General features: G+C 46.3%; 22 protein-coding genes. 17 read left to right on the plus strand and 5 right to left on the minus strand.

The window, feature by feature from the left end:
- Positions 1 to 58 precede the first annotated feature (58 nt).
- Together VM802_RS01585 and VM802_RS01590 are read right to left on the minus strand one after the other, a co-directional pair.
- Positions 59 to 1,651 carry a RagB/SusD family nutrient uptake outer membrane protein gene (locus VM802_RS01585; RefSeq protein ID WP_325527253.1) on the minus strand — a complete coding sequence of 531 codons (1,593 nt, stop codon included), beginning with the start codon at positions 1,649 to 1,651 and terminating at the stop codon, positions 59 to 61.
- A gap of 30 nt (positions 1,652 to 1,681) precedes the next feature.
- Positions 1,682 to 4,810 carry a SusC/RagA family TonB-linked outer membrane protein gene (locus VM802_RS01590; protein ID WP_325527255.1) on the minus strand — a complete coding sequence of 1,043 codons (3,129 nt, stop codon included), beginning with the start codon at positions 4,808 to 4,810 and terminating at the stop codon, positions 1,682 to 1,684.
- Between the two features lie 707 nt (positions 4,811 to 5,517).
- Between VM802_RS01590 and VM802_RS01595 the strand changes: the two genes are divergently transcribed.
- A complete protein-coding gene (locus tag VM802_RS01595; protein ID WP_325527257.1) occupies positions 5,518 to 5,703 on the plus strand; it encodes a class I lanthipeptide in 186 nt (61 codons plus the stop codon).
- Positions 5,704 to 5,868: 165 nt separating this feature from the next.
- Here the strand turns inward: VM802_RS01595 and VM802_RS01600 are convergent, their stop codons facing one another.
- A complete protein-coding gene (locus tag VM802_RS01600; RefSeq protein WP_325527260.1) occupies positions 5,869 to 6,057 on the minus strand; it encodes a class I lanthipeptide in 189 nt (62 codons plus the stop codon).
- 191 nt (positions 6,058 to 6,248) lie between these two features.
- On the opposite strand from VM802_RS01600, the gene VM802_RS01605 reads away from it, so the two are divergent.
- The 4 genes from VM802_RS01605 to VM802_RS01620 all read left to right on the plus strand — a co-directional run bounded on the left by VM802_RS01605 (position 6,249) and on the right by VM802_RS01620 (position 9,240).
- Positions 6,249 to 7,124: a helix-turn-helix transcriptional regulator gene (locus VM802_RS01605; protein WP_325527261.1), complete on the plus strand. Its 876-nt coding sequence runs from the start codon at positions 6,249 to 6,251 to the stop codon at positions 7,122 to 7,124.
- 65 nt (positions 7,125 to 7,189) lie between these two features.
- Complete coding sequence (locus VM802_RS01610; protein WP_325527263.1) at positions 7,190 to 7,648, plus strand: nuclear transport factor 2 family protein; 459 nt, start codon at positions 7,190 to 7,192, stop codon at positions 7,646 to 7,648.
- Between the two features lies 1 nt (position 7,649).
- Entirely contained in the window at positions 7,650 to 8,621 is a 972-nt protein-coding gene (locus tag VM802_RS01615; protein ID WP_325527265.1) for a TolB family protein, read from the plus strand.
- Between the two features lie 70 nt (positions 8,622 to 8,691).
- Positions 8,692 to 9,240 (plus strand): hypothetical protein, encoded by a 549-nt coding sequence (locus VM802_RS01620; protein ID WP_325527267.1) that lies wholly within the window; start codon positions 8,692 to 8,694, stop codon positions 9,238 to 9,240.
- 191 nt (positions 9,241 to 9,431) lie between these two features.
- Here the strand turns inward: VM802_RS01620 and VM802_RS01625 are convergent, their stop codons facing one another.
- Together VM802_RS01625 and VM802_RS01630 are read right to left on the minus strand one after the other, a co-directional pair.
- Complete coding sequence (locus VM802_RS01625) at positions 9,432 to 12,377, minus strand: sensor histidine kinase (protein ID WP_325527270.1); 2,946 nt, start codon at positions 12,375 to 12,377, stop codon at positions 9,432 to 9,434.
- Positions 12,370 to 13,167 carry a LytR/AlgR family response regulator transcription factor gene (locus VM802_RS01630; RefSeq protein WP_325527272.1) on the minus strand — a complete coding sequence of 266 codons (798 nt, stop codon included), beginning with the start codon at positions 13,165 to 13,167 and terminating at the stop codon, positions 12,370 to 12,372. The genes VM802_RS01625 and VM802_RS01630 overlap by 8 nt, the downstream gene beginning before the upstream one ends.
- A 489-nt stretch (positions 13,168 to 13,656) precedes the next feature.
- Between VM802_RS01630 and VM802_RS01635 the strand changes: the two genes are divergently transcribed.
- The 12 genes from VM802_RS01635 (at position 13,657) to VM802_RS01685 (ending at position 24,609) form a co-directional block, all read left to right on the plus strand.
- On the plus strand, positions 13,657 to 13,863 hold the full coding sequence (locus VM802_RS01635; protein ID WP_325527274.1) for a class I lanthipeptide: 207 nt from the start codon (positions 13,657 to 13,659) through the stop codon (positions 13,861 to 13,863).
- Between the two features lie 36 nt (positions 13,864 to 13,899).
- A complete protein-coding gene (locus VM802_RS01640) occupies positions 13,900 to 14,172 on the plus strand; it encodes a class I lanthipeptide (protein WP_325527276.1) in 273 nt (90 codons plus the stop codon).
- A 10-nt stretch (positions 14,173 to 14,182) separates the two neighbouring features.
- On the plus strand, positions 14,183 to 14,362 hold the full coding sequence (locus tag VM802_RS01645; RefSeq protein ID WP_325527278.1) for a class I lanthipeptide: 180 nt from the start codon (positions 14,183 to 14,185) through the stop codon (positions 14,360 to 14,362).
- Between the two features lie 710 nt (positions 14,363 to 15,072).
- A complete protein-coding gene (locus tag VM802_RS01650) occupies positions 15,073 to 15,258 on the plus strand; it encodes a class I lanthipeptide (protein ID WP_325527280.1) in 186 nt (61 codons plus the stop codon).
- 57 nt (positions 15,259 to 15,315) lie between these two features.
- Entirely contained in the window at positions 15,316 to 15,489 is a 174-nt protein-coding gene (locus VM802_RS01655; RefSeq protein WP_325527282.1) for a class I lanthipeptide, read from the plus strand.
- A gap of 99 nt (positions 15,490 to 15,588) precedes the next feature.
- Positions 15,589 to 15,795 (plus strand): class I lanthipeptide, encoded by a 207-nt coding sequence (locus VM802_RS01660; RefSeq protein ID WP_325527284.1) that lies wholly within the window; start codon positions 15,589 to 15,591, stop codon positions 15,793 to 15,795.
- A gap of 39 nt (positions 15,796 to 15,834) precedes the next feature.
- Positions 15,835 to 16,038, plus strand: coding sequence for a class I lanthipeptide (locus VM802_RS01665; protein WP_325527286.1), 204 nt, complete (start codon positions 15,835 to 15,837; stop codon positions 16,036 to 16,038).
- 87 nt (positions 16,039 to 16,125) lie between these two features.
- Positions 16,126 to 16,293 (plus strand): class I lanthipeptide, encoded by a 168-nt coding sequence (locus VM802_RS32285; protein WP_414647025.1) that lies wholly within the window; start codon positions 16,126 to 16,128, stop codon positions 16,291 to 16,293.
- Between the two features lie 82 nt (positions 16,294 to 16,375).
- The gene (locus VM802_RS01670) at positions 16,376 to 17,578 is read left to right on the plus strand and encodes a lanthionine synthetase LanC family protein (protein WP_325527288.1); all 1,203 of its coding nucleotides are present in this window, start codon (positions 16,376 to 16,378) and stop codon (positions 17,576 to 17,578) included.
- A gap of 339 nt (positions 17,579 to 17,917) precedes the next feature.
- Positions 17,918 to 21,058 carry a lantibiotic dehydratase gene (locus tag VM802_RS01675; protein ID WP_325527290.1) on the plus strand — a complete coding sequence of 1,047 codons (3,141 nt, stop codon included), beginning with the start codon at positions 17,918 to 17,920 and terminating at the stop codon, positions 21,056 to 21,058.
- Positions 21,058 to 23,253, plus strand: coding sequence for a peptidase domain-containing ABC transporter (locus VM802_RS01680; RefSeq protein ID WP_325527292.1), 2,196 nt, complete (start codon positions 21,058 to 21,060; stop codon positions 23,251 to 23,253). Before VM802_RS01675 ends, VM802_RS01680 begins: the two co-directional genes overlap by 1 nt.
- Before the next feature lie 6 nt (positions 23,254 to 23,259).
- Positions 23,260 to 24,609: an HlyD family secretion protein gene (locus VM802_RS01685; RefSeq protein ID WP_325527294.1), complete on the plus strand. Its 1,350-nt coding sequence runs from the start codon at positions 23,260 to 23,262 to the stop codon at positions 24,607 to 24,609.
- Positions 24,610 to 25,027 lie beyond the last annotated feature (418 nt).

Here is a 25,027-nt window from a genome sequence, read left to right on the forward strand (position 1 = left end):
ATGGGAATATACCTCCATAACAACGGGGCTGACATGTTTATTTAAAGGGAACAAGGGATCAGTTGCCAGTTACCGGGGCGGAGCCGGAGCCTGGAGGATTGAAATCAATTTCATTCAGCGGCACATCCCAATAGCTGAGGTAGTTGTAATCGATGGTGGCATTGGTATCCAATACGCCATTAGGGCCCAGCACTACGGCGCCTTTACGGCCACCGCCGTTAGCCAGTGGTTTTACAACACCCCATCTGCGTGCATCATAGAAGGAAACATTTTTGTTGATCAGGGCTATCCTTCTTTCAATGCGCAGTTCATCATAGGCCTGTGCGGCTGTAAGTCCGGCGCCAGCCACAGCGGGCAATCCGGCACGCTGGAAGGTTCTTACGGCATCGATCAGTTTCAGGCCGTCTTCCACTTGTCCCAGTTTGATGGCCGCTTCCGCCTGCATCAGCGTATTCTCTTCATAGCTGCATGCTACTGTAATAGAAGCCGCACCGATAACGGTGGATGAATAGTCCCCGCCGCTTTCCACCGGGATAAACTCCCAACGGGTGCTGTACTGGAAGCCGCGTCCCTGGTTGTTTACAATGGGTTTGGCTGCCAGCTTGAAGTTCCTGTCTTTTCTTTTGTCGCCTGCCTTAAAGTCCTGAATTAATCTTTCGCTGATAAACGTCCATTGTATCATAGAGCGGTAAGGCTGCCATGAAATTTGTCCTACAAGGTCATTCTGTTCTGCTGAGCGCATGATGAAGCTGCGGTCTGTTGGCCGGATACCATCCGCTGTCAGGGTTTGTATAGCGGTCCAGTCGGCATTGGTCATTTCCCCGACCGTTTTATTCACCAATATGTTACGGGCTTTGTAGGTGTTGATATGCCTGATCCAGTGATCAGGCGTAATGGGGCTGCCTTTGCCACCATCATTGGCAAATGAGGGAAGTACCGCATTGATCACATCGCGATAATCTGCGGTAGCATTTGTATTGATGGCTTTAAGCGCTGTCACTGCTGCATCGAAGTTTTTATTGGCTTCTTCAATCAGCTGCTGGCGGGTAACGAAGGTATTGTTGCTTTTGCCAAACTCGTTGGTGATGATACCGCCGATATATATAGAACCCAGCCTGGAATAAGTAAAGCCTTTCCACCAGTAGGCCCAGGCCTTGAGGGTGTTTTTCCTAGCATCTGCATTACCGCTGAACTGAAGTGCTTTGTCTTCAAGAGAGAGCAGGATCAGGTTGGCCTGGTTGTTAACCAGGTACATGGCCAGCCATTCGTTATAAAATACATTTTCCGTGGTAAAGGAGCGGTCGTTCCTGTTGCGCAGTTCCGTAATCTGTGAACCACCCTGCGGCGGTGTCAGTGTGGTACCATTGCTTAGTTTAATAGCGCTTACCTGGTTGGTCCATCTGAATGAAAAATTCCCTACAGATGAAAAGTAGGTATCACCCATAATATCATGATAGTTGAGGGTATACCACCAGTAACGGCTACCGAATTTATCATAGATACCAAGTCCTGCACGTTTGATACCTTCCTCTGTTTTCAGTGCTGCGAGACCTGGTTCATTCGGGTTTGACAAGTCAAGACTTGATTTCTGACAGGCATTGATGGCCGACAGGAAAATGATGGAAAGGAATATATAGAATGTTCTTTTCATGATGTTCAGTTTTAATGATGTAAGCCGCACTTAGAAACCCACTGTTAAGCCCAGTTGCACAGATTTAACGTTGGGGAAGTTGTTCAGATCGAGACCTCTTCTGATCGGGTCGTTCAGGTTGGCGGCAGATTCCGGATCCATGCTGCTGTAGTTACTGATAGTAGCGAGATTGCGGCCGGAGAGCGACAATAACAACTGACTGAAGAGACGGGAATGCATCAGTCTTGCGAAATCATAAGAGACGGTGACATCACGCAAACGGGCATACGAACCCTTTTCCACGAAGTAGCTATTTGTTGTATTGGTATTGTACAGGGAATTGTAGTATCCGACGAAGGCGCCTGTTTTGCCATCTATGGTGATGGGCTGATCCAGGTCTTTGTGGATCAGATCTCTGTACATCCATTGTTTGGTCTGGTTATAAATATCATGACCGTATACCCAGTCGATCTGAAAGCTGAGGCTCAGGTTGCGGTAGAGGGTGAAGTTATTAATGAAGCTCATATTAAACTTAGGAGTAGGATCACCGAGGGCTACCTGGTCTGTGGTAAATTGTACGGCTTTGGTTGTTTTATTGACAACCATGCCATTCACGATTGTGTATTTATCTTTGTCTGCCTCCGGAATATAGAGCTTACCGTTAGGGCCAACCTGGTCAATACGGGACAATGCCTTTTTGCCAAAGAAAGCGCCGACTGTTTCATTTTCTTTCAATACGAACTGGCCGCTGCCGCCGGTTCCGATTACAACGTCCTTGTGGTTCGAGATATTGCTGATTACTGACTTCTGTTTACCAAAGCGGATACCAAATCTCCAATCGAGGTTTTTACTGGTGTACATGTCTGCATCGAGAGAGAACTGGAAGCCTTCGCCTTTTATGGAGATGGCATTATTCATGATGCTGGCAGCGCCGGTGGTAGGCGCTACTTCCAGCTCACGGATAACGGCGTTGCTGTTACGTTTCCAGTAAGTGGCACTGAAGCTGATGTGCTGGAACCAGGAAGCCTGGGAAAGATGCAGACCAATATCTGTACCTATCTCCGTTTCTTTGGACTGCTCTACTTCGAGATCAGGATTCATAGAGATAGACTTCACGGAAAGATAGGAGTTATCACCAATGAGACCAGAGTTGAGCGTGATCATGCGGTCATAGGCCCTGGGTTGAATACCGGCTTCGCCGTATGCACCTCTCAGTTTGAATTCGTGGAGTGCGGGTATCTTCAACAGCTCGCCCAGTCTGAAGTAAGCATCCCCGCGCGGAAATACGAATGGCTTAGAGCCGGCGCCGAAAGCAGAGGAATAATCCACGCGTACACCACCGGATATGCCAAACAGTTCACCGTAGTCAATGCGCTGGTTAATGAGATAACCATAGGTGATGAAATGTGTTTCATCCTGGTTGGAAGTGCGGGAATTAGCAGTAGCGAGGCTATATGGAGGAAAAGAAGCAAAGCCGGTACCCTGCGACAATACATTCTGGTACACCCGCTTACGCCAGTCGTATGCAAACTGTGTGGATGTATTGACCGGCACATTCCAGCCGAAGTCTTTTTTGAAATCTGTTTTTACAAATACAGACAACAATGAGTTGGTGAAGGTTTCATTATCCCTGTCGAAGGTAAGTCGGCCACCTCTGGGATCAATACCAGGGCCGGTTGTTTTCACGGCCAGCTGATATTTAATGAAGTCGGTGAAATCATACCGGTAGTTGTCGATACCGAATTTATAATCCACTTCCACGAATTTCGGGAACTTATAGTTGAGGTTGATGTTTTCTACAACGCGGGTAGTTTTGGCAGAATACTCCCTGTACTGATCGGTGTACAGTGGATTTACGGAATTAGACCCTTCAGGGTTTGCTACGTAGTTGCCGTCTGCATCTTTATATTCAAGATCCCAGAACTGACGGGAGAGGAGGGATGAGCCAAGACCGCCGTATACGTTATTGCGGCCCGTAATGCCACCGGTTTTGTTATTGGAGTATATTACCTGTGTGATGTTACGCACCGTAAAGTTCTTAAACAGTTCTGTTCCGGCATTCACCGTGAGATTGGTTCTGTTATAGTTGCCGGTGATAATACTTTGTTGATTCAGATTGGAAACGGAGAGAAGGTAATCAGAGCTGGGGCCTCCGCCGGAGATATTGATGTTGTTGTTAGTGGTCAGCACATTGCTTCTTAGTGTCTGGTCCAGGTGGTCAAATGTTTTTTCTTTGTAGGGTTTATTGTTGAGGAGTTCACCGGTAATGGTGGGAATGCCTGGTTGCGCCCAGCCACCACGCTCATCCTGTTTGAGGCGTCTGCCTTGTCCGTCAACTATGTAGCCTTCGCTGTCGGTATTGTAGAAGTGGTTCCGGGCTTTGCCGATCTTTCCAAGTATAGCATTGTCCACATTAGCCCTGCTGCTGATAACGACTTTGGGCTTGCTGTTTTTGGCACCTTTACGGGTGAAGATCTGTATAACGCCGTTGGCGCCCTGTGCGCCGTAAAGTGTGGCAGCAGCGGAGCCCTGTACTACTTCAATTCTTTCCACGTTGCTGAGGTCGAGGTCGGACAAGCGTGAGGAGAGGTTACCGGCGGAACCGTTGTTATTGTTACCAGCGTTTATCTGTACGCCATCCACAACAATCATTGGTTGCGTGGTGCTAAGTGTGTTGATACCGCGTAACAGGATACCAGCCTGTTGTCCTGGCTGGCCGGACAGAGACGTGATCTGCGCGCCGGCGATCTTACCTACCAGTGCCTGATCGATAGATGCAGAAGGCACTTTGGGCAGATCTTTAGCGGCAAGGGCATCTACGGCAATAGCCACTCTTCGTTTATCCGTGGCCGTGCCCACACCGGTTACCACTACTTCCTGCAGGCCTTTGAGATCTGCGCGCAGGGCGATGTTTAATCTTGCATTGGAGACAGGTTTTGCATCCTGCTGTTCATAGCCTACAAAAGAGAAACTGATAGTTGCATGCTCTGGTACCTGTATCCGGAAGGTACCATCTGCGGCAGTAATGGTGCCGGTATTACTGCCTTTTACATTTACGGATACACCCGGCAGGGGAGATCCGTCTTTGGCATCGGTAACCCTGCCATTTACAGTACGCGTCTGGGCGGACAGAGCGGTAAATAACAGGACCGAAAACAAGAGTGATAAAACTTTTTTCATCGGCGTTTTATTTATGTGAAGGATTTTTGTGATGGAAAAGGAAGTCTGCAGGGCAATAAAACCCCGTTCAGTATGATTACTGTTGGTACAAGTGATTATATTTTCAGATGACTGCTACTGGTACAGGATCTGTTCACTTCGTGGTATACTGTCCCTGATCATTGTTGGAATACGGAAATTACTACAGGGAGCAGGTTAGGACTACTTCTCTGTGTTTTCCTGTTTGTGGGTCCACGCGTTCAGGCAAATGAAACCTATTCAGATGTATATCTACATCCGGGTAACAGCAAACATCATTATACTGAAATTAAAAACTGTGAAATGAGCAAAGTTTAAGCAGCTTTTTTACCATAAGCATCAGGATTTTGGATTTAGATTCATTTTACTTTTTGGTTGACAATTACAAGTAACAGTACAATATCATTCATTGGGTTTACCGGACAGGGTCAGGATCAATATAGGTATACTTTCCGGGTAAACACTTCTACATACAGTAACAGCGTATTAAGTTCTACTTGCTTATTCTTCAAATATATAGGAAAAGAAATTAAGAGGCGATAACATCTATGTGTTATATTTGTTTGTACTGAAAAATCCCTTTTTTACGTGAGTAACTGCATCCATACTTCTGCTTATTTTTAAGTACAGTGATACTGTTATTCCACGTAACCTCTGCAAATATTTCCATAATCCTAAAACTGTAATCCATGAAAAAGAAAACTGAGAAAAAGTTGAGCCTCGGTAAGATCAGTATCGCTGGTCTCCATACGCGCATGCAGGATGGCGTGAAGGGCGGACTGAAAACCATAGAGGCAGCATGTAATACAAATCCTATATCGGTATGTCCATGTATCAGCCAGGCGACAGGTCCCTGCATCTCTGATCCTTGTTGATTCTTTCTCGCAAAGTAACAAAGGAGCAAAGTCCGCAAAGTTTTTTTTAAGTTTAATAAGACTGTTTAGAGTACCCAACAATATTTACGGGGCACCAAACAGTTCTTAGCTAACTTAAAAAAAACTTTGCGGACTTTGCTCCTTTGTTACTTTGCGAGAAAGAACCTACGCCTGGCAGATTCTTACTGATTCGCAGGCGATGATGCCGCTGACACAGGCTTCATTCCAGGGGCATGTAACACTTTGTGCGCCGGTGGTAGGTATGCCGCCGTTAACATTTTTACTCTGTGCTGGCTGTAAAGCAGCAATTCTGATTTTGTTTAAATGCAGTTTCTGTGAGGTTTTCTTTTTCATATTACGCGGTTTTTTTGGGTATAAACTTTCTTCAATATAAAAAATATTCAACTGTTTTACATAAATATTATGGCTGACATCTGCAGACAGCAGGCTGCAACGTACGAACAGTCGCTATCTGAGGTCGGATGATTTTTTTTGAGACGACAGGAATTACTGCTTATATTTATTGTACGCTGTAATTACCATTCATGGGCCACAAACTCCACCATAATACCAGTGTACCACCATCAGGCATCATCAACCAGTATACCTGCCAGGGTGATTTCTATCAGGTGAAAGACTGGACGTTCGATAACAGCGCCGGCATTACCGGAAAGGGATACAATGACTGTCTCTGTTTCCTCCTTGTCCGAAGTGGCTACCTGCGATATGACCTCAGTGGTAAATCATACGAGCTGCATTCCGGTCATCTTGTTATAGACAAACCGGATTATGAATATGTATTAAAACCCGCAGCCGGGCAATGTTCTGTCTTTAACTTTACCGACGAATTCTATGCTTCATTTGCGGAAGAATATCATCTCCGGAGAATATCATTCTTCTCTGCCGCAAACAAACTTGCACAATCACTGCCTTCATCAGCGGGGATTGATTACCTGCATTACCGCCTCTGGCAACGCATGCATCTCTCCAACAAGATGGAAACAGATGCGATTGTACTGGAGTTGCTGAAACAGGTAGTTGAGGGCCTCGGTGATGAGCTGCTCTATAGTCATGTAACTGATCAGCGGAAAGAGCATGTGTATGTAACAGAACAAGCGCGCCTGTTTATGAATGAGCATTTTCAGGATGATATTTCACTGGCGCAATTATCGAAGCATTGTTATGTTAGTCCCTTTTATCTCAGTCGTATTTTCAAAAGTATCATGGGACAACCCCCCCATAAATACCTGCAGGAGGTACGACTGAAACATGCCGAGATGCTGGTGAAGCACACCGTGATGCCGGTGGCTGATATCTGTTATGCATCCGGCTTCCGGAACACGGACTATTTCTCTGCAGCTTTTGCCAAACGCTTTAAAGTTCCGCCTACCCGCTATAAACATATCACCCGGAAAAAATAGCAAGATTTCTAAGTTCACTTTTTGACGGAGCAACTACCTTGTGCCTTGATCAAAAAGTAATTTCTATGAAAGCAATACTACTGCTGTTGTTGTTGAGTAATCTCCCGCAACTCATGATGCAGCCGCCGCGAGAAAACCGCGTGAGGGCCGATAGCGATAGAGGACAGTTGTCTGCCCTCAATGCCCGCTTCGTCCGTGATTATATGACGAATGATGTGCCCTCCCATGATCAGCTGATACATCCTGATTTTGTGTATATTTCTCCTTCCGGCAAACGTATCGGAAGAGAGGAGTACCTGAAAGCCTGGGCACATGGCTGGGATCAGGAGCAGGACAAATCCTTTGAGTATACCAACGAAGTGATCAGGATTTTTGGTAACATGGCGCTTATCACCTGTAACGCGATGCACACAAGGAGAGACAATGATAATATCATAAGCGACAAAACAGTATACACAGACACCTACGTTAAGGAAAACGGCCGTTGGCGCTGTGTTCAGGCACAAATCACCCAGGTAAGATAATATGAAAAGACATTTTACGGCCGCCATGCTCTTAATGGTTGCATGTGTACGTCCGGAACAGCATGCAACCTCTCTTTCCGCCAATGAACACCGTACAGATAGCCCGGCTCTTTTCGCAGAAGGTATCATCAGTACCGGCGATTATGAAACACATCCGGCTTTTTCTCCTTCAGGTGATACCGTGTATTTCCTGAAATGCTCGCCGGATATGAACAGCTGTGCTATCTGTGTATCCTACCACAGAGGGGGTAATTGGTCTATCCCTGAACTCATGCCGTTTTCCGGCCAGTATGTGGATGTAGATCCTTTTTTAACGAAAGATGGGAATACGCTTTATTTTGTATCTGACAGGCCCGTACATGAAGGTGACAGCGCCCGGGCAGACTGGGATATCTGGAAGACGGAGCGCACTGCAGGGGGGTGGGGATCGCCTGTTCACCTGGATACAATTATTAACAGTAGTGAAAATGAATTTTATCCTACTGTTGCCGATAACGGAAACCTGTACTTCGGATCAGGCAGAAAAGGAGGTAGGGGTGCATCTGACATCTATTGCAGCCGGCAGGTGAATGGCCGCTTTACTACGCCTGAGAACCTTGGCGATTCCATCAATACGGCAGATAATGAATACGAGCCATTCATTGCACCGGATGAAGGCTACCTGGTATTTATGGCTACGATTCCGCGTGGCCTTATCAATGGAGATCTGTATGTGAGCGTCCGCCGCAGCGGTAGCTGGACCAAAGCCCGGAAGCTACCTACGCCGTTCAATTCTGCGGCTACTGAATGGTCGCCCAAGGTGACAAGAGACGGGAGGTATTTCTTCTTCGGCAGTACGCGCAACCGGATCAAAGGGACATTACCGCAACGCGAAAGCCTTCGTCAGCTGGAAACGCGTATAAATAAGGCTGGCAATGGTCTTGGCGATATTTATTATATTGATTTTGCGCAACTGGAAAAGCAATGGAAGTAATAGTGGGGGCGTGACCGGGGAAATATCTTTTGAAAAGTGCTATCTTGCGCTCTTTAAAATTTAACCCGACATGACTTATTTGAGGAAAAATCGTTTGTTGCCCCTGGTACTGGGCGCTGGCCTGTTTCTGGCTACAGGACTGGTTTCATGTAATACTGCTACTCCTGAAAATGTATTCGACAGAGCCGTATTGAACACTAATCTGCTCGCTGATTTCGGCGAGAACTATGCAAAGATGCTGGAGAGCTACACTGTTGCATATACCAACGTACCCAACAGTCAGAAAAGAGGCAACGAAGCACAGGAGCAGGTGAAGATGAAAGTACAAGTGTTGGAGAAAGCGCTGAAAGATATACAGGCATTACCCGATAATGACGATGCCAAAGAACTGAAAGCCACTTCCATCGCATTGTTTGAAGGTGCTATTCCTGTTTACAAAAAGGAATATGCTGAGTATGCAAAGCTTTGTGATACCAAAGGACCAGAAGAGCAGAAGCTGGCTGTGCTGAAGAGCATCGAGGAATATAGTGTAAAGCTGGAAGGTCAGTATGCAAAGCTGATGGAACTGGGTAAGGTTTATGCTGAAAAGCATCATATTCAGGCTACGTTTGGCAGATAATTGTATTTAATTGTTGATATAGACGAAATGTCCGGGGCAATTACCCCGGACATTTCATTTTGTGGGCCTGCAGGCAAATGGGCTTGATATTGGGGTGATGCCGGGTGATAGTTTAGTTACGTCAAATGTATAGTATCATAATATCGAAGGAAATGCGGAGTATAGGTGGGCTTGATGCGGGGTAGTACAGATCATGATGGGGAACCGATCATAACTACCGCTACTGTTCCCCGGGATTGGCCATTGCTGCCGGTTATATCACTGATCTCGAGTGATATGGGCATACCGTACATCTGGCGTAGCTGTATAATGCGCTGTCTGATGTTCTCCAGGGCAAACGACTGATGTTGTGCCGTCATGTTCTTGCGGGCATTGCTGATGCCGATGCCGTTGTCTTCCACTTCAATACAGAGCATTTCACCTTTTTCGTATATGCTTATCCTGACGAGGCTGTCTTCCGATTGTCTGGGGAGCAGTCCATGCCTGATGGCATTTTCTACCAGCGGCTGTATCAGTAGTGGCGGGACAAAGATGACATCTGTGTCTACTTCTTCATCCACATCCACGGCATAGTTCAGCATATCCTTGAACCGCAGTTTTTCCAGGCGCAGGTAATTACGCAGCAGGTTGATCTCTTTCGACAGCGGGATCAGTTCTTTACTGATGTTATGCATGTTCTGCCGGATAAGATCTGAGAAGATGTGGAGGTACTCGTTGGCAGGGCGTTTATCGTTGCTGTTGATCAGCCCCTGTATGTTATTGAGACTGTTGAAAATGAAATGCGGATTCATTAAAGCATTGAGTGCTTTATATTCTGATTTGAGGAATCTGATCTTTGCAGCATGCGCCAGCTCGCGTTTGCGGACGATGTATTTCATGGTGAGGCGGAATGCCAGCGTTAACATAGTTACGAAAATAAGCGCGGCTAACAGCAGGAACCAGGGTGTTGCCCAGTAGGGCCGGGTGATGTTGAGCAGGAGGGTAGCCGGTGTGCTGTAATTGCCGGCGGCGTTGCGGCTTCTTACGCTGATGACGTGCTCGCCGTAACCGGGATTTACGAGATTGATCTCCGTACTGTTCACCGCCTGCCAGTTGGTTCCGCCTGAAACGCTGTATTCATACTGGACAGAAGCGTTGCCAAAAGCCAGCGCTGAAAAGCTGACGGTGATATTACCGGCGTCTTTGTATGGAATAGTCAGACTGTCTGTATTGATGTTATACAGCTGCCTGCCTGTTTTTACATGTGTGAAAAGGATCCGTTGTTCAGACTTGTGCTTCAGCAGCATATTAACCGGCATCGCAGTGATGGTGCCATCACTGAAGAAGTAGCAGGTTGTTGAATCTGCGCAGATGCAGGACACTTGTCCCGGAATAAATGGATTTTCTACAGTATGGAGGGATGCATGTTTTCCGTTGAGGGTAAGTATGCGGTACTGGTTGTTGCTGCTGAGAAGTATGTGCTGGTCATCGATCCGGTACATCCTGTTCCAGATGCAATTTTGCTCCGGAAGCGTATCTACTTTCATATGGCCGTAGATATCACTGCACACGATGAGCTGATTGCTGTGGGTAATACCGGCAAGATGATCACCGAAGATGTAGAATCTTTTAAAGGAGATATTATTGAGTGGAGGTATCGTACTTTGATGTAACGAATCATCAAACCAGTACACGCTGTCATTGGTATTATACCAGATATGGTTGTACCTGTCTTTTGCCATGCTGAATATCCGCCGTGTTTTGCTTACGATGGGTACCGTTCCTATCTGTGTGGTGCGCCCTTTTTCAATATGCTTCCTGCTGATACGGAAAATACGGTTGCCTGCCTGGAGTGCATAGAGGTAGCCAGGAGTTGCAGCCATGCCTTTGATGCCTACACCTTCATAGATAACATCTGGCGTGGCGCCTGGCTGCAGGGTCTTTGCCAACACCCGGGGATGGGCATTGTGTATATTGTGCAGCGTGATATGATCTTTGCCGTAGAGGCTGTGGTAGGCGCCATCGGTAAAGATAGCGCCGGGTTCCTCGTGTGATATCATGTTCTTCTTTCGGTAGTTACTGTAAGAGAAGATACAGCTGGTTTGTCCGTTACTGAGGCGATAGATATTATTGTTGTTGTCTGCGTAGAACAGCTCACCGTTGTCAGTGAAAGCAAACTTTACGTTCCCTTTGTAGGGGGCTTTCCAGGCACCGCTGCGGATGATGTCCTTCCCGATGCAATAGATGCCTTCATTGAGTGTAGTGAGCCAGTAATTGCCGTTGATGTCCTGTGTAATGCCGCTGAACTTGCCATTGGTAAGGAGGAAGGGACGCTGGTTGATAAGCAGGCCTTTGTCGGTGGTGGTGATAAACACATTGCCGTCGGAGACATAGCAGTGTGTAATAGAGTTGTTGCCGGTATATCCGTCGCTGAAGGTAAACACCGTATGTCCTTGTGGAGTAATGATCCGGTCTTGCAGTGCAATGTATTCCTGCTGGTTGTTGATGAGGTATTTCTGCCAGCCGGTGGCCGAAGGGGGTGTTCGTTCCAGTATACGCCCTGTTGTGTCTATGGTGATAAAGCCCTGATTGGTGCGGAGCTGATAGGTAGCGGGGGAGAGCTTCCTGATGGAGTAGGGATATTCATCCGGGGATGTGTTGAGCGAAGGAACCGGATATATGTTGCAGGTATCGTTTTTTATGCTGATGAATTGTTTGAGATGGGTATGAAGGACGGTGACGGAGCTGTCTTTCTCCCGGAAGTACATTCCGGTGGAAGAAGCGGGTATTTTCTTTCTGAGAAATGGCGTATTTGCTGGCGTATGAAACCTGCCATTTTTGTAGTAGCAAAGCACGCCGTTGAAAGTCTGGAGCCAGAGGCGCTGCTGGTCATCTTCCAGTATGTAGAAAATCTCGTTGTCGGGCGCACCATTGAAAGTGGTGAAGGTTTCAAAGCGGATACCGTTATACATCACCAGGCCTTTGTCGGTGCCAAACCACAGAAATCCTTTACTGTCTTTAAGTACGCAGTAGACAATATCTGAGGGTAATCCGTTTTCTGTGGTATAGTGCACATAGGGAATCTCCTGCGCGGAGGAGGAAAGGGGCGCGGCGGACAGTATACAGATAGTGAGGATGATATAGCAGTATTTATACATCCGGGAAGTTGTTGTTTTTCAGATAAAAGAGCAGGTCTTTATAACGCCGTCGTCCAACTGGTAGCCGGTATTTGTTGTCGAGTAGTATTACGGGGTTTTCCTCCTTCAGTATTTTCCGGATGTATCTGCAATTGACGAGGTATGATTTATGTATCCGGTAGAAGAGTGTATCGGGCAGCAGTTCTTCATATTCGGCGATGGAATGGCTCATCATGATGCTACGGGCGGTGTTGCCGCTCTGAAAGAATACGCGGGAATAATTGCCGTTGGCTTCGATGTAGAGGAGGTCTTTGAAGTCCACGATTTCTATCTGCATATGATTACGCAAAGTGATCTGGTTGGGCTTCACCTTGTTGGGCGCCTGTGGTGGCCATTCACTGGCTATTCTGCGGAAGTGCCGTTTCTCTTCCAGTTTCTTTACAGCGTTACACAGCTCGTGGATGTCGATAGGTTTGAGGATATAGTCTATCGCATTGAGGCGGAAGGCCTTCACGGCGTATTCATCATAGGCACTTACGAAAATGATCTCAAAATGAAGTGGTTTCAGGCGATCCAGGAAATGGAAGGCATCTTCTCCCGGCATTTCGATGTCGAGAAAAACAGCATCCGGCTGATAGGCCCTGATCATGGCTTCGGCTTCTGTTGTATTGCAGGCAGTGCCTTTTATGCAGATGCGGGTATCTACATAGGTGAGCAGCAGGTGACTGAGATTGCTGCATGCTTCTCTCTCATCGTCAACAATAATAATGTTGATATTCTTTTCAGCTATTTCATGCGTCGGGCTAAACATGGTTTGGGATTTAAATGTACAGGTGATTATCTCTGTCAGGATAAATGCCGGGTTAAGTTGCTCATGTGATTTTCATTGGAATTTATACTTGCCCCGTGTATTGTACGCCATCAATATAAGCAATATAGACAATAATCCTGATTCCCGGTATACTGTCTGCACGTGAAAAGAACGGGGGCCATTCGTGAAAAAAAGGTTACCATTCCTGAACTTTCAGGAGGAAATGCAGCGCCATCTTTTACCTTTAGTTTGTTACAACAAAATGTTATCAAGTACTTGATCTGCTGGCCCGTAATCATCATTTTATGACAAGAAAACCGCCTCATTCTCCACGGGATAAAGAAATGGAATTATCAAAGGAGCCTGGTGCTGTGGCGAATCTGCAGGACTGCCATGCAATTGCAGGAAGTTCTGATAATATGACGCTGTTTCCCATCTCCGGTAGATACTATGTGAAATCCTTATTTACAACCTGTAAAATATAATGGTATGAAAACAAAGAAAACCACCCTGAACAAAAAGCTTGTTCTGCAAAAAGAACCGGTTGCTGGGATGAATTATCATAAGCAGACAGATATTGTGGAAGGTCCTGTTGCGGTGAGTGCACCATTTCATACATCGCCTACTATGGCCAGCCCTGCACGTTGTTATCCGTGCTGCGATCTTCCTTTTACCGGCAGAGAATGTTATAACTGATACTATTGAGTACTATCACCCTGAAAATAAAATGTTATGAAAAAGAAGAAGCTTTCATTAAGCAAGAAGCTATTCCTGCAAAAAGAGACCGTGGCATCGCTTACTGATGATGTTCAGTACAGGATTGCAGGCGGGAAAACAGAAGTGTTGGTCAATAGTGGTTGTGGTCCCTGTGATCTGTCGAGGGTGTACCCAGACCGTTGCCACACCTTGAAATTATGTGCAACTGTTTTGGAACGGACCTGCCCTAACGGGATATTTCTATGCGTTGAGCAAACTAAAATCTGCACTATAGCAGTTAATCCATAAAACAATTATTATGAAAAGGAGAATAAGCCTTCCCAAAAAATTATTCCTGCAGAAAGCTACTATAGCGGAATTGAATAGTCGTGAGCAATCCCGCATTGCAGGCGGGGCTGCTACGCAGTTTTGTCCTACCAGATTTGATACCTGTGAAACTTACGTTGGTCCTACGCAATGTGTAAAGTGTCCGGATTGACCGTTTATTTTTTTTGATGATGAGCGCGTAAAATGTCTGAACTGTGATTTATGTGATTTAGTTGATTATTCTGATGAGCGAAGAGGAATATTTATTATCTTTTCTTACTTAATCTTTGCCTGTCAGAATAATCAACCAAACCACATAAATCACAGTTCGGGCATTTTACTGCTCATTTTTATTGCTATAAGTCAAAGGGGATCAGCCGTTAAAAATGCCGGTTTCCAGGTATTACCTGTTCAGATGAAACAGGTTAACTTCATTATATTGGTTTATGCAGATAGTTTCATTATGACCAATTTACCCGGTAATGCCTGAGCAATCAGGGGATCGTGCTTTATGAAAATATACACATGGAGGCAATACCCGTGCATTTCAGGATCATGCAAAGGCATTGTTAACAGGTCCAACATTACCGGGTAATTCTTTCCGGTCTTTTATCCGGGCTTTGCCCGAAGGTGTTCATGATGAATATCCTGCGCTATACGATAGTAAGATAAAAACATTTTGTATTGAAAAAGGTGTTTCTTATCTTCAGTATATCCTTAACCCGTAAACCCGATAGTACCGAAAATCCGATGAGTTTAAGTGCCAGTAATTCCAATTTTCCCGGTTTTGATACTGAAAGGCCCTTTGTCTGATCCGGACGAAATATGTTGCGTATAATTGATTCTAATGCCTGTATCCCGCGAACCCAAAACCAATATATCATGAAAAAGAAAAAAGTCGCACTCAACCAGAAACTGATCCTCAACAAGACTGCTATTGCAGCGTTGGAAGCGTCAAGGCAGGAACTACTGAAAGGCGGGGCCACCACAAATGTGATATGTGGGACCGCAGATACCCGCCGTCCCACAGGCTGCACTGCCGGAGGCCCCGGGCACCCTTGCTGCTGATGCGATCATTCAGCAGCGATACTACCCTGGATTTTTTACCCGTAATACTACATTGTTATGAAAAAGAAAGTGTCCCTCAACAAGAAACTGATCGTTGGCAAAACAACTGTCGCCAACCTGAGCACTAGTCAGCAACAAGCAATCGCTGGTGGCGCTACCTGGACCTGCCATACGTGGAGGCCTAATGCAGGGTGTCTTACAGAAACCAATCAGTTTATTCTTTGTCTTTAACAGTTTGAAGTGCTTTTCCTTCGCCGTAACGAAGGAGAAGCTCCTGTATTACGCGGTACTGCACCTGTTGTTTTTTCTCACGTTTAAATATTGATAGTTATGAAAAAGAAAGTATCGCTTGGCAAAAAGCTGTTTCTCGGAAAAACAAGAGTAGCAGATCTCAGCAAAGACCAGCAGGCGCAAGCCAATGGTGGTATCGTGCTCACTGTTCGTTTATGCGGCCCTACGTACAATCTTGCCTGCCCTACCTGGGATCCTCAGTCTGGTTGTGAAACCAGAGCGCTTCCCGGCCGTGTGTGCAGATAAGTTCCTGTAATTATTTGATCATTAAAACAAACAACGATTATGAAAAAGAAAGTATCAATTGGCAAAAAGCTGGTGCTTATCAAGTCAAGGATTGCTGATCTGAACAAAGGTCAGCAGGCCGCACTGGCTGGCGGCCAGGTGATTACCCTGGAATTCTGTAGTGATAGCTTTCAAGGTTGCCCCACCTGGGACCCTGAGGTGACCTGCGAATCCAATCCAATACCCGGTCGGGTCTGCGTTTGATGAATTTAACGTAGATTAATATCGTTATCCACTATCTGCATAAACCTATCCCGGATAACTTTATTTATAACCCAAATACCCTGATTTATGAGAAAGACTAAAGTCGCACTTACAAAGAAATTACTCTTGAGCAAAATGCCTGTCGCTGGGCTCAATCTGGAACAACAGCAACATATTATCGGAGGGGAAGTCACCAGGCTTACTACCTGTTGTGTCAGGTCGCGTGAAAATACCTGTCCGCTGATTTGCCTATAAGTTCATAAATTATTACCTTTTACTTCCCGGGAATAATTGTATTTCCGGGAGGATTTCCGGCGTTATAAATCAATACCTGTTCATGAAACTCAGAGAGATACAGACCGCCATTTATCAGGACATGATAAAATTACTGGCGCAGAAAAAATATGATACTGCCAACGTAAACAGTTTGTTTAAAGGTCCCTGGGGGCCGCTGTTTTATATGTTTTATTATGAACAGTATGTAGATGACACGCAAAACCATGCAGTTGGCTATCTTGAGCAACTCTATGAAGCATTTGACCCTACTCCCGGCACCAATTATTCCTATTGCACGGGGAATACAGGCCCATTCTGGCTCCTGCATCACCTCAGCCGGCACGACTTTATTGACATTGATATAGACTACCTGGCAGCAGATTTTATTGCCGCCTCTGTCCTGGAATGTGAATTCTACCTCGCGCAGCAAAACTTTGATTTCCTGCATGGCGCCGGCGGTATATGTACTTTCCTCGTTGAATTTGCAGACAGGAAAGAAGTGAAAGAGATCCTTGAGAAGTTTGTGGATGGCCTGATGAACGTCAGCAGGCTTACAGATAAAGGGCGCAGCATGCCTATATTCTTTATGCTGGACAAGCCCACACGGGAAGGCGTAGATGCCTTCAGCCTTGCACACGGAGTGTGCTCCCTGCAGATATTGCTGTTACGCATACATAAAGCTGGTATAGCGCAGGAAACGTGCAAAAAACTCATTGAAGAAAGCATAGCATTTGTACTCAATCATAAAAATGTGTTGCCGCCCGATTCCCAGCAGGCCCTATTTCCGGGCATTCTGGACGGGATGGCATCTTCCAGCCGTCTTTCCTGGTGTTACGGCGACCTCAATGTAGCGATGGCCCTCTGGCACTGCGGCAAATACTTCCGTGAAAATAAATGGATGGATGAAGCCCTGAGCATCATGCATTATAATATCAGGCGTGATACTGATGAAGCTGCCGGTATCGTAGACACCTGTTTGTGCCACGGTACTGCCGGTATAGCGGCTTTCTACCGCAAATTCTGGCATGAAACCAATGATAAGGCTTTTTATCAGTGTGCTGAGCACTGGCATCAAAATACCCTTGGAAAGATTACGTTCCCTGAAGACCCCTCCGTTAATGGAATCAGGGCCTGGCAAGGAAAGGATAAACAATGGGAGTACTGTTGGGATCTCCTGGACGGCAGCAGCGGCGTAGGCTTGTCGCTGATTTCCCACGATCAGAATGAACCTCTGCCCTGGGATGAATTTCTACTTCTAACCTGACTGGACTGTGATTATGATGATTTTTCTACTGTGATTAATGATGATTTTTCTGATGATCCTGATGAACGAAGGTTTTTGTGAAGGTTAATTTTTGATGCATATTGATGAGGATTTAGTCGGATAATGATAATAGAAGATGGTAATTTTATTGCTGCAATTTTCTAATATCTTAATATATTCCAACAATAAAATCATTATCGTCATTTTTATCAAACATTAATCTTTACAAAAATCTTCGTTCATCAGGATCATCAGAAAAATCATCATTAATCACAGTAGAAAAATCATTATTAATCACAGTCCGGCATCACTAAAAAGATCATCATTAATCACAGTCACATGGCACTATCTCATACTGGTTTTTTTCTGCTGAGAACTCCGCTTTATCCGATCGGGAAATACAGAGAAGTGGCCCGGGAAGGGCTTCGGGAGCTGATTGCACAGAACCCGTTGTTTTCCTATGCGCTTTACATTGCTTCGCGCGAGCTGGTGAAGGAACTGGAACGTTACATCAACGATCCTTCGGGATTCAATGACAAGAAAACAGAGAAACTACGTAAGTCTTTATATAAATACTGGGTGCGCGCCTGTACCAGGAGCACGCCCTACGGCTTATTTGCCGGATGTACCCTCGGCAGGATAGAGGAGAACACTGACATTGTAGCCGGCGACATGGCCAATGCCCATCAGCATATCCGCCTGGATATGGATTACTATACCAAAGTAAGTAACTATATCCGCCAGGTGCCTGAGGTGAGTGCATCGCTTACCTATTCCATTAATAACAGTCTGTATAAAGTGGGTGATAAATACCGTTATGCAGAATATACCATCGTCAACAACAGGCGTAAGTACCTGCTTACTTCTATCGTGGATTCTGTTTTCATTCAGAAGATCGTCAGTGAATGTAACGGGCTTACCGTTGCCCAACTGGTGCAGCTGATCATTGAAGAAGATAATACCATCATGGAAGAAGAAGCCGCTGCTTTTATCGATGAGCTGATCGCTTCGCAGATACTGATTCCGGAAACGGAGCCTCGCATCATCGGGGACGACAGTCTTTCTTTCCTGATAGACCGTCTCTCTACTATAGATGAAGCCAAGGCGCTCAGGGAGGAGTTGATAGCCCTGACCAACCTTTTCCAGCAGCAGGATTTTGAAATGAACCGCCTTGTTGATATTCACAACCGGTGTACAGCAGCATTCCCACTGGAACTGCCTAAGGATCTGTTGCAGGTAGATCTTTTCAAGAAAGCAGAGAAGTGTACCCTGAGTGAAAAGCTGGTCAATGATATCCTGATGCAGGCGAACAACCTGCTGGCTCTTTGTCACGCTTATACGTCATCCAATTCTGAGTTAAGCAATTTTATTTCGCGCTTCTCAGAACAATATGAATCGCAGGAGGTACCGCTTAATATTGCGTTGGATAGTGAGACAGGTATTGGTTACGGTGCTGCTGCTGAAAATGCTTTCCACGCTCCGTTTGTGGAAGATGTGATAGCCGGGGGAGGACCTGCCGCCGCGAATACGGTGAACTGGTCGCCAGTGAATCAGCTGGCACTGGACAAGTACGAACAATTTCTCCGTGAGGGCGCCGAAGTGGTGTCTGTTACTGATGAAGATCTGAAGAAAATCGGGGATGCTGCTACTGTGAAGTTTGCAGAGAGCAGCTATCTGTTTGGTAACATCGTGGCTTCATCAGCGGAAGAAGCGGAGAATGGCAACTACCTTTTTGGTTTGCAGTCGATGGGAGGACCGTCGGCAGCCAATCTGCTGGGCCGCTTCTGCAGTGGTGACCCTCAGCTGGCGGAGGAGGTAAAACGCATCCTGGTGGATGAGTCTACTTCTTATCCTGGTTGTATTATGGCTGAGATAGTACACTATCCGGAGGCGAGGGCCGGTAATGTATTGATACGGCCTTCCCTGCGCGATTATGAGATTCCTTACGTGAATGTTTCCGGCGCCGCAGCTGATCATCAGCTGCCTGTTTCAGACCTGATGGTGTCTGTAAGGCAGGGGGAAGTAATACTTCGCAGTAAGCGTCTCAACAAGCGCATTATCCCGCGTCTCAGTTCAGCACACAATTACAGTTTTAATAGTCTGCCTATTTATAAATTCCTTTGCGACCTGCAACATCAGTCCATCAAAAGTGGTGTGTACTGGGATTGGGGCGTACTGGGTAACCGGGATCATCTTCCCCGTGTGCAGTATAATAAAATGATTATCAGCAGGGCTACCTGGGTCTTCCGCAAGAAAGATGCAGAAGGCATTAAAGAAGATCCTGTTGAGCGCATCCGCTATTTTGACGCATACCGTGAGAAGAGAAAGATGCCGGCGCATGTGATTATCGCGGAATCAGACAATGAGCTGTTCCTGGATCTTACGCAACCTGCCAGTATACAGGTGTTGTTGGACTATTCCCAGAAATCGGACCAGGTGGTGTTGCGGGAATTCCTGTTTAGTGAAACCGGCGGCTTTATTAAAGACACAGCTGGCAATTCTTATGCGCATGAATTACTGATTCCCCTTGCATTTAAGCAGGCGAGTCCGCGACTGTTGATGGTACCGTCGGCACGCACCGGAGAAAAGAATGGGCTGATGCGCACCTTTGCGCCAGGCAGCGAATGGCTGTATGTAAAAGTATACTGTGGCTATGCCATGAGTGAAGAGTTGCTGGCATCTTATTTTGCGGAGAAGCTGCCTGAATGGGAGGAGGCCGGATTGTTTGATCAGTTCTTCTTCATCAGGTATGCCGATCCCAAACCGCATATCCGGCTGCGATTCCTTAACGCTAACGGCCGGAATAATGAAACGATCCTGAATCTGATCCACCAGGACCTGCATCCGTACATTGTTTCGGGCCAGATCAAAAAGATACAGTGCGATACCTATGAGCGGGAAGTAGAACGCTACCGGCCTTCCACGATGGAAAAGAGTGAGGTTGTGTTTTATGCTGACAGCATGGCGGTACTGGGTATCCTCAACCTGCTCGATGGGGTGGAAGGAGAGATGTATCGCTGGAAACTGGCCATGCGGGGTGTGGATATATTACTGGATGATTTCGGCCTGGCACTGGAAGATAAGAAGGCTTTGCTGGCTTCCCTGCGGGAATCCTTCACTGAAGAGTTCGGCGGCGCAAAATTACTGCACAAGCAACTGAACGACAAGTACCGTAAAGATCAGAAGAGTATTGCTTCCTTTATGAACTGTACAGATGATGAAACGAATGAAATTGAAGAGGTAATCGGCATCTACCAGCAACGATCTGCTATGATCGCCACCGTTGCCTCAGAAATAAAGGAATTGTTGCAACAGGAAAATGGTAGTGAAAAAGCGCACCATGACATAATAATAAGTTATATTCACATGTTTCTAAACCGGATCTTTGTAGCGAAGCAGCGGAAGCATGAGCTGGTATTATATCATTTCCTTGAAAAATATTATTTGTCACAGATTGCCCTAGTAGAACTATCAAAATAATGGGATTCCCTTTTTACAAACAACTGGATACAATGGACTGCGGACCTACCTGCTTACGTATGGTAGCGAAGCACTACGGCCGGAGCTACTCACTGGAATATCTCAGGGAGCAATCGTATATCACACGCGAGGGTGTGAGCCTGCTGGGCATCAGCGAAGCGGCAGAAAAGATCGGCTTCCGCACGCATGCGGTGAAGATCAGCTTTGAGCAGCTTGATGAAAATGTGCAGCTGCCCTGTATTCTGCACTGGAATCAGAACCACTTTGTGGTGCTGCCGCCGCAGGATTATGACCGCCATAAGAAAAACAGCAAGATACTCCTGGCTGACCCCGGGCACGGTATGGTTCGGGTAGACGTAGAAACCTTCCTCAACAGCTGGAAAGGCAAAAGCCGTGATGGCGTGGTGCTGATGCTGGAGCCTACAGATGCATTTTACCAACAGAAAGAAGAGCAACAGGAAAAGAAAGGTTTCCGTTTTCTGTTCAGTTATCTGCGGCCGTACAATAAGTATGTAATGCAACTGTTTCTCAGTGTAATCATTGCCAGCTTGTTGTCGCTGATCACGCCTTTCCTTACACAGAGCCTTGTGGACTTTGGGATCAATCACCAGAACCTGGGGTATGTGCATCTAATCCTGATCTCGCAGCTGGTGCTGTTTGCCGGCAGTACGGCCATAGAAATGATCCGCAGCTGGATATTGCTGCACATGAATAGCCGTATCAACATCAACATCATTTCAGACTTCCTGATCAAGCTGATGAAGTTGCCGATCCGGTTCTTTGACACCAAGATGATCGGAGACATACACCAGCGTATCGGTGACCATAGCCGTATCCAGAGCTTCCTTACCGGTACTACGCTGTCTACATTGTTCTCCTTTGTGAACCTGATCGTGTTTACCATTGTGCTGGCCATTTACAGTGTAAAGATATTGCTGGTATTTGTGTGTTTCAGCGCAGCAGCGGTAGGCTGGATCTATTTCTTCCTGCGCCGCCGTAAGGAGCTTGACTATAAACGGTTTCAGCGCATGAGCGACAATGAGAACGTATTGTTTGAGCTGATCACCGGCATGCAGGAAATAAAGCTGAACAACTGTGAAACCGCCCGTCGCTGGGAATGGGAGCAGGTGCAGGCAAAGCTGTACAAGATCAGCGTGAAAGGACTGGCACTGGGTCAATACCAACAGGCCGGCTCCATGTTTTTCAATCAGCTGAAAAATATCCTGATTTCATATATCAGCGCGAGGGAGGTAATGAGTGGTAACATGACCCTGGGTATGATGTTGTCCGTGAGTTATATTATCGGGCAGATGAACAGTCCGTTAGACCAGTTGCTGGGCTTTGTGCAGGCTGCGCAGGATGCGCGGATCAGCCTTGACAGGTTGGGAGAGATTCACAACCGTGAAGATGAAGAAGTGGATGGGCAGATTGTACTATCTGCACTGGATAAGAAAACCGGCGATATTACATTGCAGGATGTGTCTTTCCAGTATGGCAGCACACAGTCGCCATTTGTACTGAAAGATATCAACCTCGTTATACCCGAAGGTAAGGTAACGGCTATAGTAGGCACCAGTGGCAGTGGTAAAACGACGCTGATGAAGTTGCTGTTGCAATTCTACAATCCCACCGCCGGGAAGGTGTTGATTGGTAATAAGGACTTGCAGCAATTGTCGCCGCGTTGGTGGCGTACCCAGTGCGGCAGTGTGATGCAGGATGGGTATATCTTTTCAGGAAGTATTTCGAAGAATATTGCGATCAGTGACGAGAAAGTAGATACGGAGAAACTGTTGCATGCAGCGGATGTAGCCAACATCAGAGAGTTTATTGAAGACCTGCCAATGGGCTACCAGACCAAGATCGGTAACTCCGGTAATGGTATCAGTGCAGGTCAGAAACAGCGTATGCAGATCGCCAGGGCGGTATACAAGAATCCGCACTACCTGTTCTTCGATGAAGCTACCAGTGCGCTCGACGCCAATAACGAAAAGGTGATTATGGAAAACCTGGACCGTTTCTTCGAAGGTAAGACCGTGGTGGTGATTGCACACCGCCTGAGCACAGTGAAGAATGCTGACCAGATAATAGTGCTGGAAAAAGGGATGATCGTGGAAACTGGTACCCATGCAGAGCTTACAGCCAGGAAAGGAAATTATTTTGAGCTGGTGAAGAACCAGTTGGAACTAGGAAGTTAATTGATTATGCCCGCAAACGAACATATAGCACCAGAGTTACTGAACACACCCGCACCTTCCAACGGAGTGCACAAAGCTGATTCATTGGAGGAGGTGCGCAGTGAGGAAGTGCAGGAGATCATGGGCAAAATGCCTTCCTGGATTATCAGGAGGGGGATTGTTGTGATTGGCATCCTGCTGCTGGTTATTTTAACAGGCGCCTATTTCTTTAAATACCCGGATGTAATACCCGCCCGGGTAATGATCTCATTTATCAATCCACCGGTGAAGCTGGTGGCCCGCAGCAGTTTGCCTATACAGGAGCTGGTTGTAAAGAATGATGAAGAGGTGAAGCAGAACCAGGTATTATGCATTTTTTCCAATCCTGCACGTTACGCAGATGTGGAGCAGATTGCCACCGTTTCTCAGCGTATCGATACCATGACGGACCTCTCGCAGCTCCAGCGCGTGCAGATGCCTACCGGTCTGCAATTGGGCGACCTGCAATCCAATTATACAGAATTGTATCAGGCGGTGATTAACTATCGCTTCTTCCTGGGGCACAACGTATATGGTTCCAAGATTGATGCACTTTCACGTCAATCGGCCTATTACAGGCAGCTCAATATGGAACTGAGTAACAAGGACCGGTTGTTGCAGGAACAGCTGAAGTTACAGCATAACAGGTTTGCGGCAGATTCGTCCTTGCTGAAGGATAAGGTGATATCCAGGAATGAGTTTGAAGAATCGCGCCGGAAGATGCTGGATCAGCAGATGAACACGGAGGGTAACAAGAGTAATATTATACAGAATAACCTGCAGCAGACTGAATACGAAAAGAATATCGTGGAAACATCGATGCAGCGGCAGACTGAAGAGAATACGCTGCAGCAGAAGGTGCGTGATGCTGCCAAACGCTTTAACGGTCAGTATGGGCAGTGGTTACAGAACTACGTACTCAAAAGCCCGGTAGCAGGAAAGGTGTCATTTTTCAAGTTCTGGAAAGAGAACCAGTATGTGCAGGCAGGAGAGAGTGTCATGATTGTGACACCGCCTACACAGGAGTATGTGGTGCGTGGGGATATAGGGGTAGACCGTTCCGGAAAAATAAAGCCCGGCCAGAAAGTGCTGATCAAGCTGTCGGCATATCCCTTTGAGGAATATGGTATGCTGCGTGGTAAAGTGTCGTCGCGTACGGTGGTGGCACTGGACAGTGCCTTCAACGTGGAGGTCACCCTGGATAATGGCCTGCTCACCAATGCCGGCAAGCAGATCCCGCAACAGCCGCAGCTGGCAGGTGTAGCCGAGATCCTTACAGAAGACAAAAGCGTGCTGGCGCGTTTGTTTGAAAAGGTATATGGCCAGTGGAGGAGATAACATTATAGTCTTAATAAAAAGATAACACTTATCCAAGCCCTTTGTAGCAGTTGGTTACAAAGGGCTTGTTGTTACGAGGGTGCATTTCAGTGATGAGATATTATGCGCGCTACGCGTAAATGATACGCTTATTTTGAGTTTATATTGATAGTAGTCCTGATTAATATGCACCGGGGAATTTTTTCTGGTGCAGCTTGAATGCAGCGATATCTAATAATTTGCACGGATTCCGCGTTAAGCTAGTATGCCCAGCTATACAACTGCTGAAGTATTTAAAAATAATTATGATGTCATTGATACTGAATAAAAATAATCCGGAATTTACGAGGAGAATAAATATGGTAAGTAATACGAATAACAGCATGTAGAATGCCAGCATTAATTTTTTGTTTTTTCTGAATAAGAGTTTTTGTTATTT

This window comes from Chitinophaga sp., from assembly GCF_035538455.1.
Taxonomy (GTDB): Bacteria; Bacteroidota; Bacteroidia; order Chitinophagales; family Chitinophagaceae; genus Chitinophaga.

Bases quoted from the DNA above. Each gene is read 5' to 3' on its own strand.
- VM802_RS01585 (WP_325527253.1), bottom strand. From the start codon at position 1,651: ATGAAAAGAACATTCTATATATTCCTTTCCATCATTTTCCTGTCGGCC.
- VM802_RS01590 (WP_325527255.1), bottom strand. From the start codon at position 4,810: ATGAAAAAAGTTTTATCACTCTTGTTTTCGGTCCTGTTATTTACCGCT.
- VM802_RS01595 (WP_325527257.1), top strand. From the start codon at position 5,518: ATGAAAAAGAAAACTGAGAAAAAGTTGAGCCTCGGTAAGATCAGTATC.
- VM802_RS01600 (WP_325527260.1), bottom strand. From the start codon at position 6,057: ATGAAAAAGAAAACCTCACAGAAACTGCATTTAAACAAAATCAGAATT.
- VM802_RS01605 (WP_325527261.1), top strand. From the start codon at position 6,249: ATGGGCCACAAACTCCACCATAATACCAGTGTACCACCATCAGGCATC.
- VM802_RS01610 (WP_325527263.1), top strand. From the start codon at position 7,190: ATGAAAGCAATACTACTGCTGTTGTTGTTGAGTAATCTCCCGCAACTC.
- VM802_RS01615 (WP_325527265.1), top strand. From the start codon at position 7,650: ATGAAAAGACATTTTACGGCCGCCATGCTCTTAATGGTTGCATGTGTA.
- VM802_RS01620 (WP_325527267.1), top strand. From the start codon at position 8,692: ATGACTTATTTGAGGAAAAATCGTTTGTTGCCCCTGGTACTGGGCGCT.
- VM802_RS01625 (WP_325527270.1), bottom strand. From the start codon at position 12,377: ATGTATAAATACTGCTATATCATCCTCACTATCTGTATACTGTCCGCC.
- VM802_RS01630 (WP_325527272.1), bottom strand. From the start codon at position 13,167: ATGTTTAGCCCGACGCATGAAATAGCTGAAAAGAATATCAACATTATT.
- VM802_RS01635 (WP_325527274.1), top strand. From the start codon at position 13,657: ATGAAAACAAAGAAAACCACCCTGAACAAAAAGCTTGTTCTGCAAAAA.
- VM802_RS01640 (WP_325527276.1), top strand. From the start codon at position 13,900: ATGAAAAAGAAGAAGCTTTCATTAAGCAAGAAGCTATTCCTGCAAAAA.
- VM802_RS01645 (WP_325527278.1), top strand. From the start codon at position 14,183: ATGAAAAGGAGAATAAGCCTTCCCAAAAAATTATTCCTGCAGAAAGCT.
- VM802_RS01650 (WP_325527280.1), top strand. From the start codon at position 15,073: ATGAAAAAGAAAAAAGTCGCACTCAACCAGAAACTGATCCTCAACAAG.
- VM802_RS01655 (WP_325527282.1), top strand. From the start codon at position 15,316: ATGAAAAAGAAAGTGTCCCTCAACAAGAAACTGATCGTTGGCAAAACA.
- VM802_RS01660 (WP_325527284.1), top strand. From the start codon at position 15,589: ATGAAAAAGAAAGTATCGCTTGGCAAAAAGCTGTTTCTCGGAAAAACA.
- VM802_RS01665 (WP_325527286.1), top strand. From the start codon at position 15,835: ATGAAAAAGAAAGTATCAATTGGCAAAAAGCTGGTGCTTATCAAGTCA.
- VM802_RS32285 (WP_414647025.1), top strand. From the start codon at position 16,126: ATGAGAAAGACTAAAGTCGCACTTACAAAGAAATTACTCTTGAGCAAA.
- VM802_RS01670 (WP_325527288.1), top strand. From the start codon at position 16,376: ATGAAACTCAGAGAGATACAGACCGCCATTTATCAGGACATGATAAAA.
- VM802_RS01675 (WP_325527290.1), top strand. From the start codon at position 17,918: ATGGCACTATCTCATACTGGTTTTTTTCTGCTGAGAACTCCGCTTTAT.
- VM802_RS01680 (WP_325527292.1), top strand. From the start codon at position 21,058: ATGGGATTCCCTTTTTACAAACAACTGGATACAATGGACTGCGGACCT.
- VM802_RS01685 (WP_325527294.1), top strand. From the start codon at position 23,260: ATGCCCGCAAACGAACATATAGCACCAGAGTTACTGAACACACCCGCA.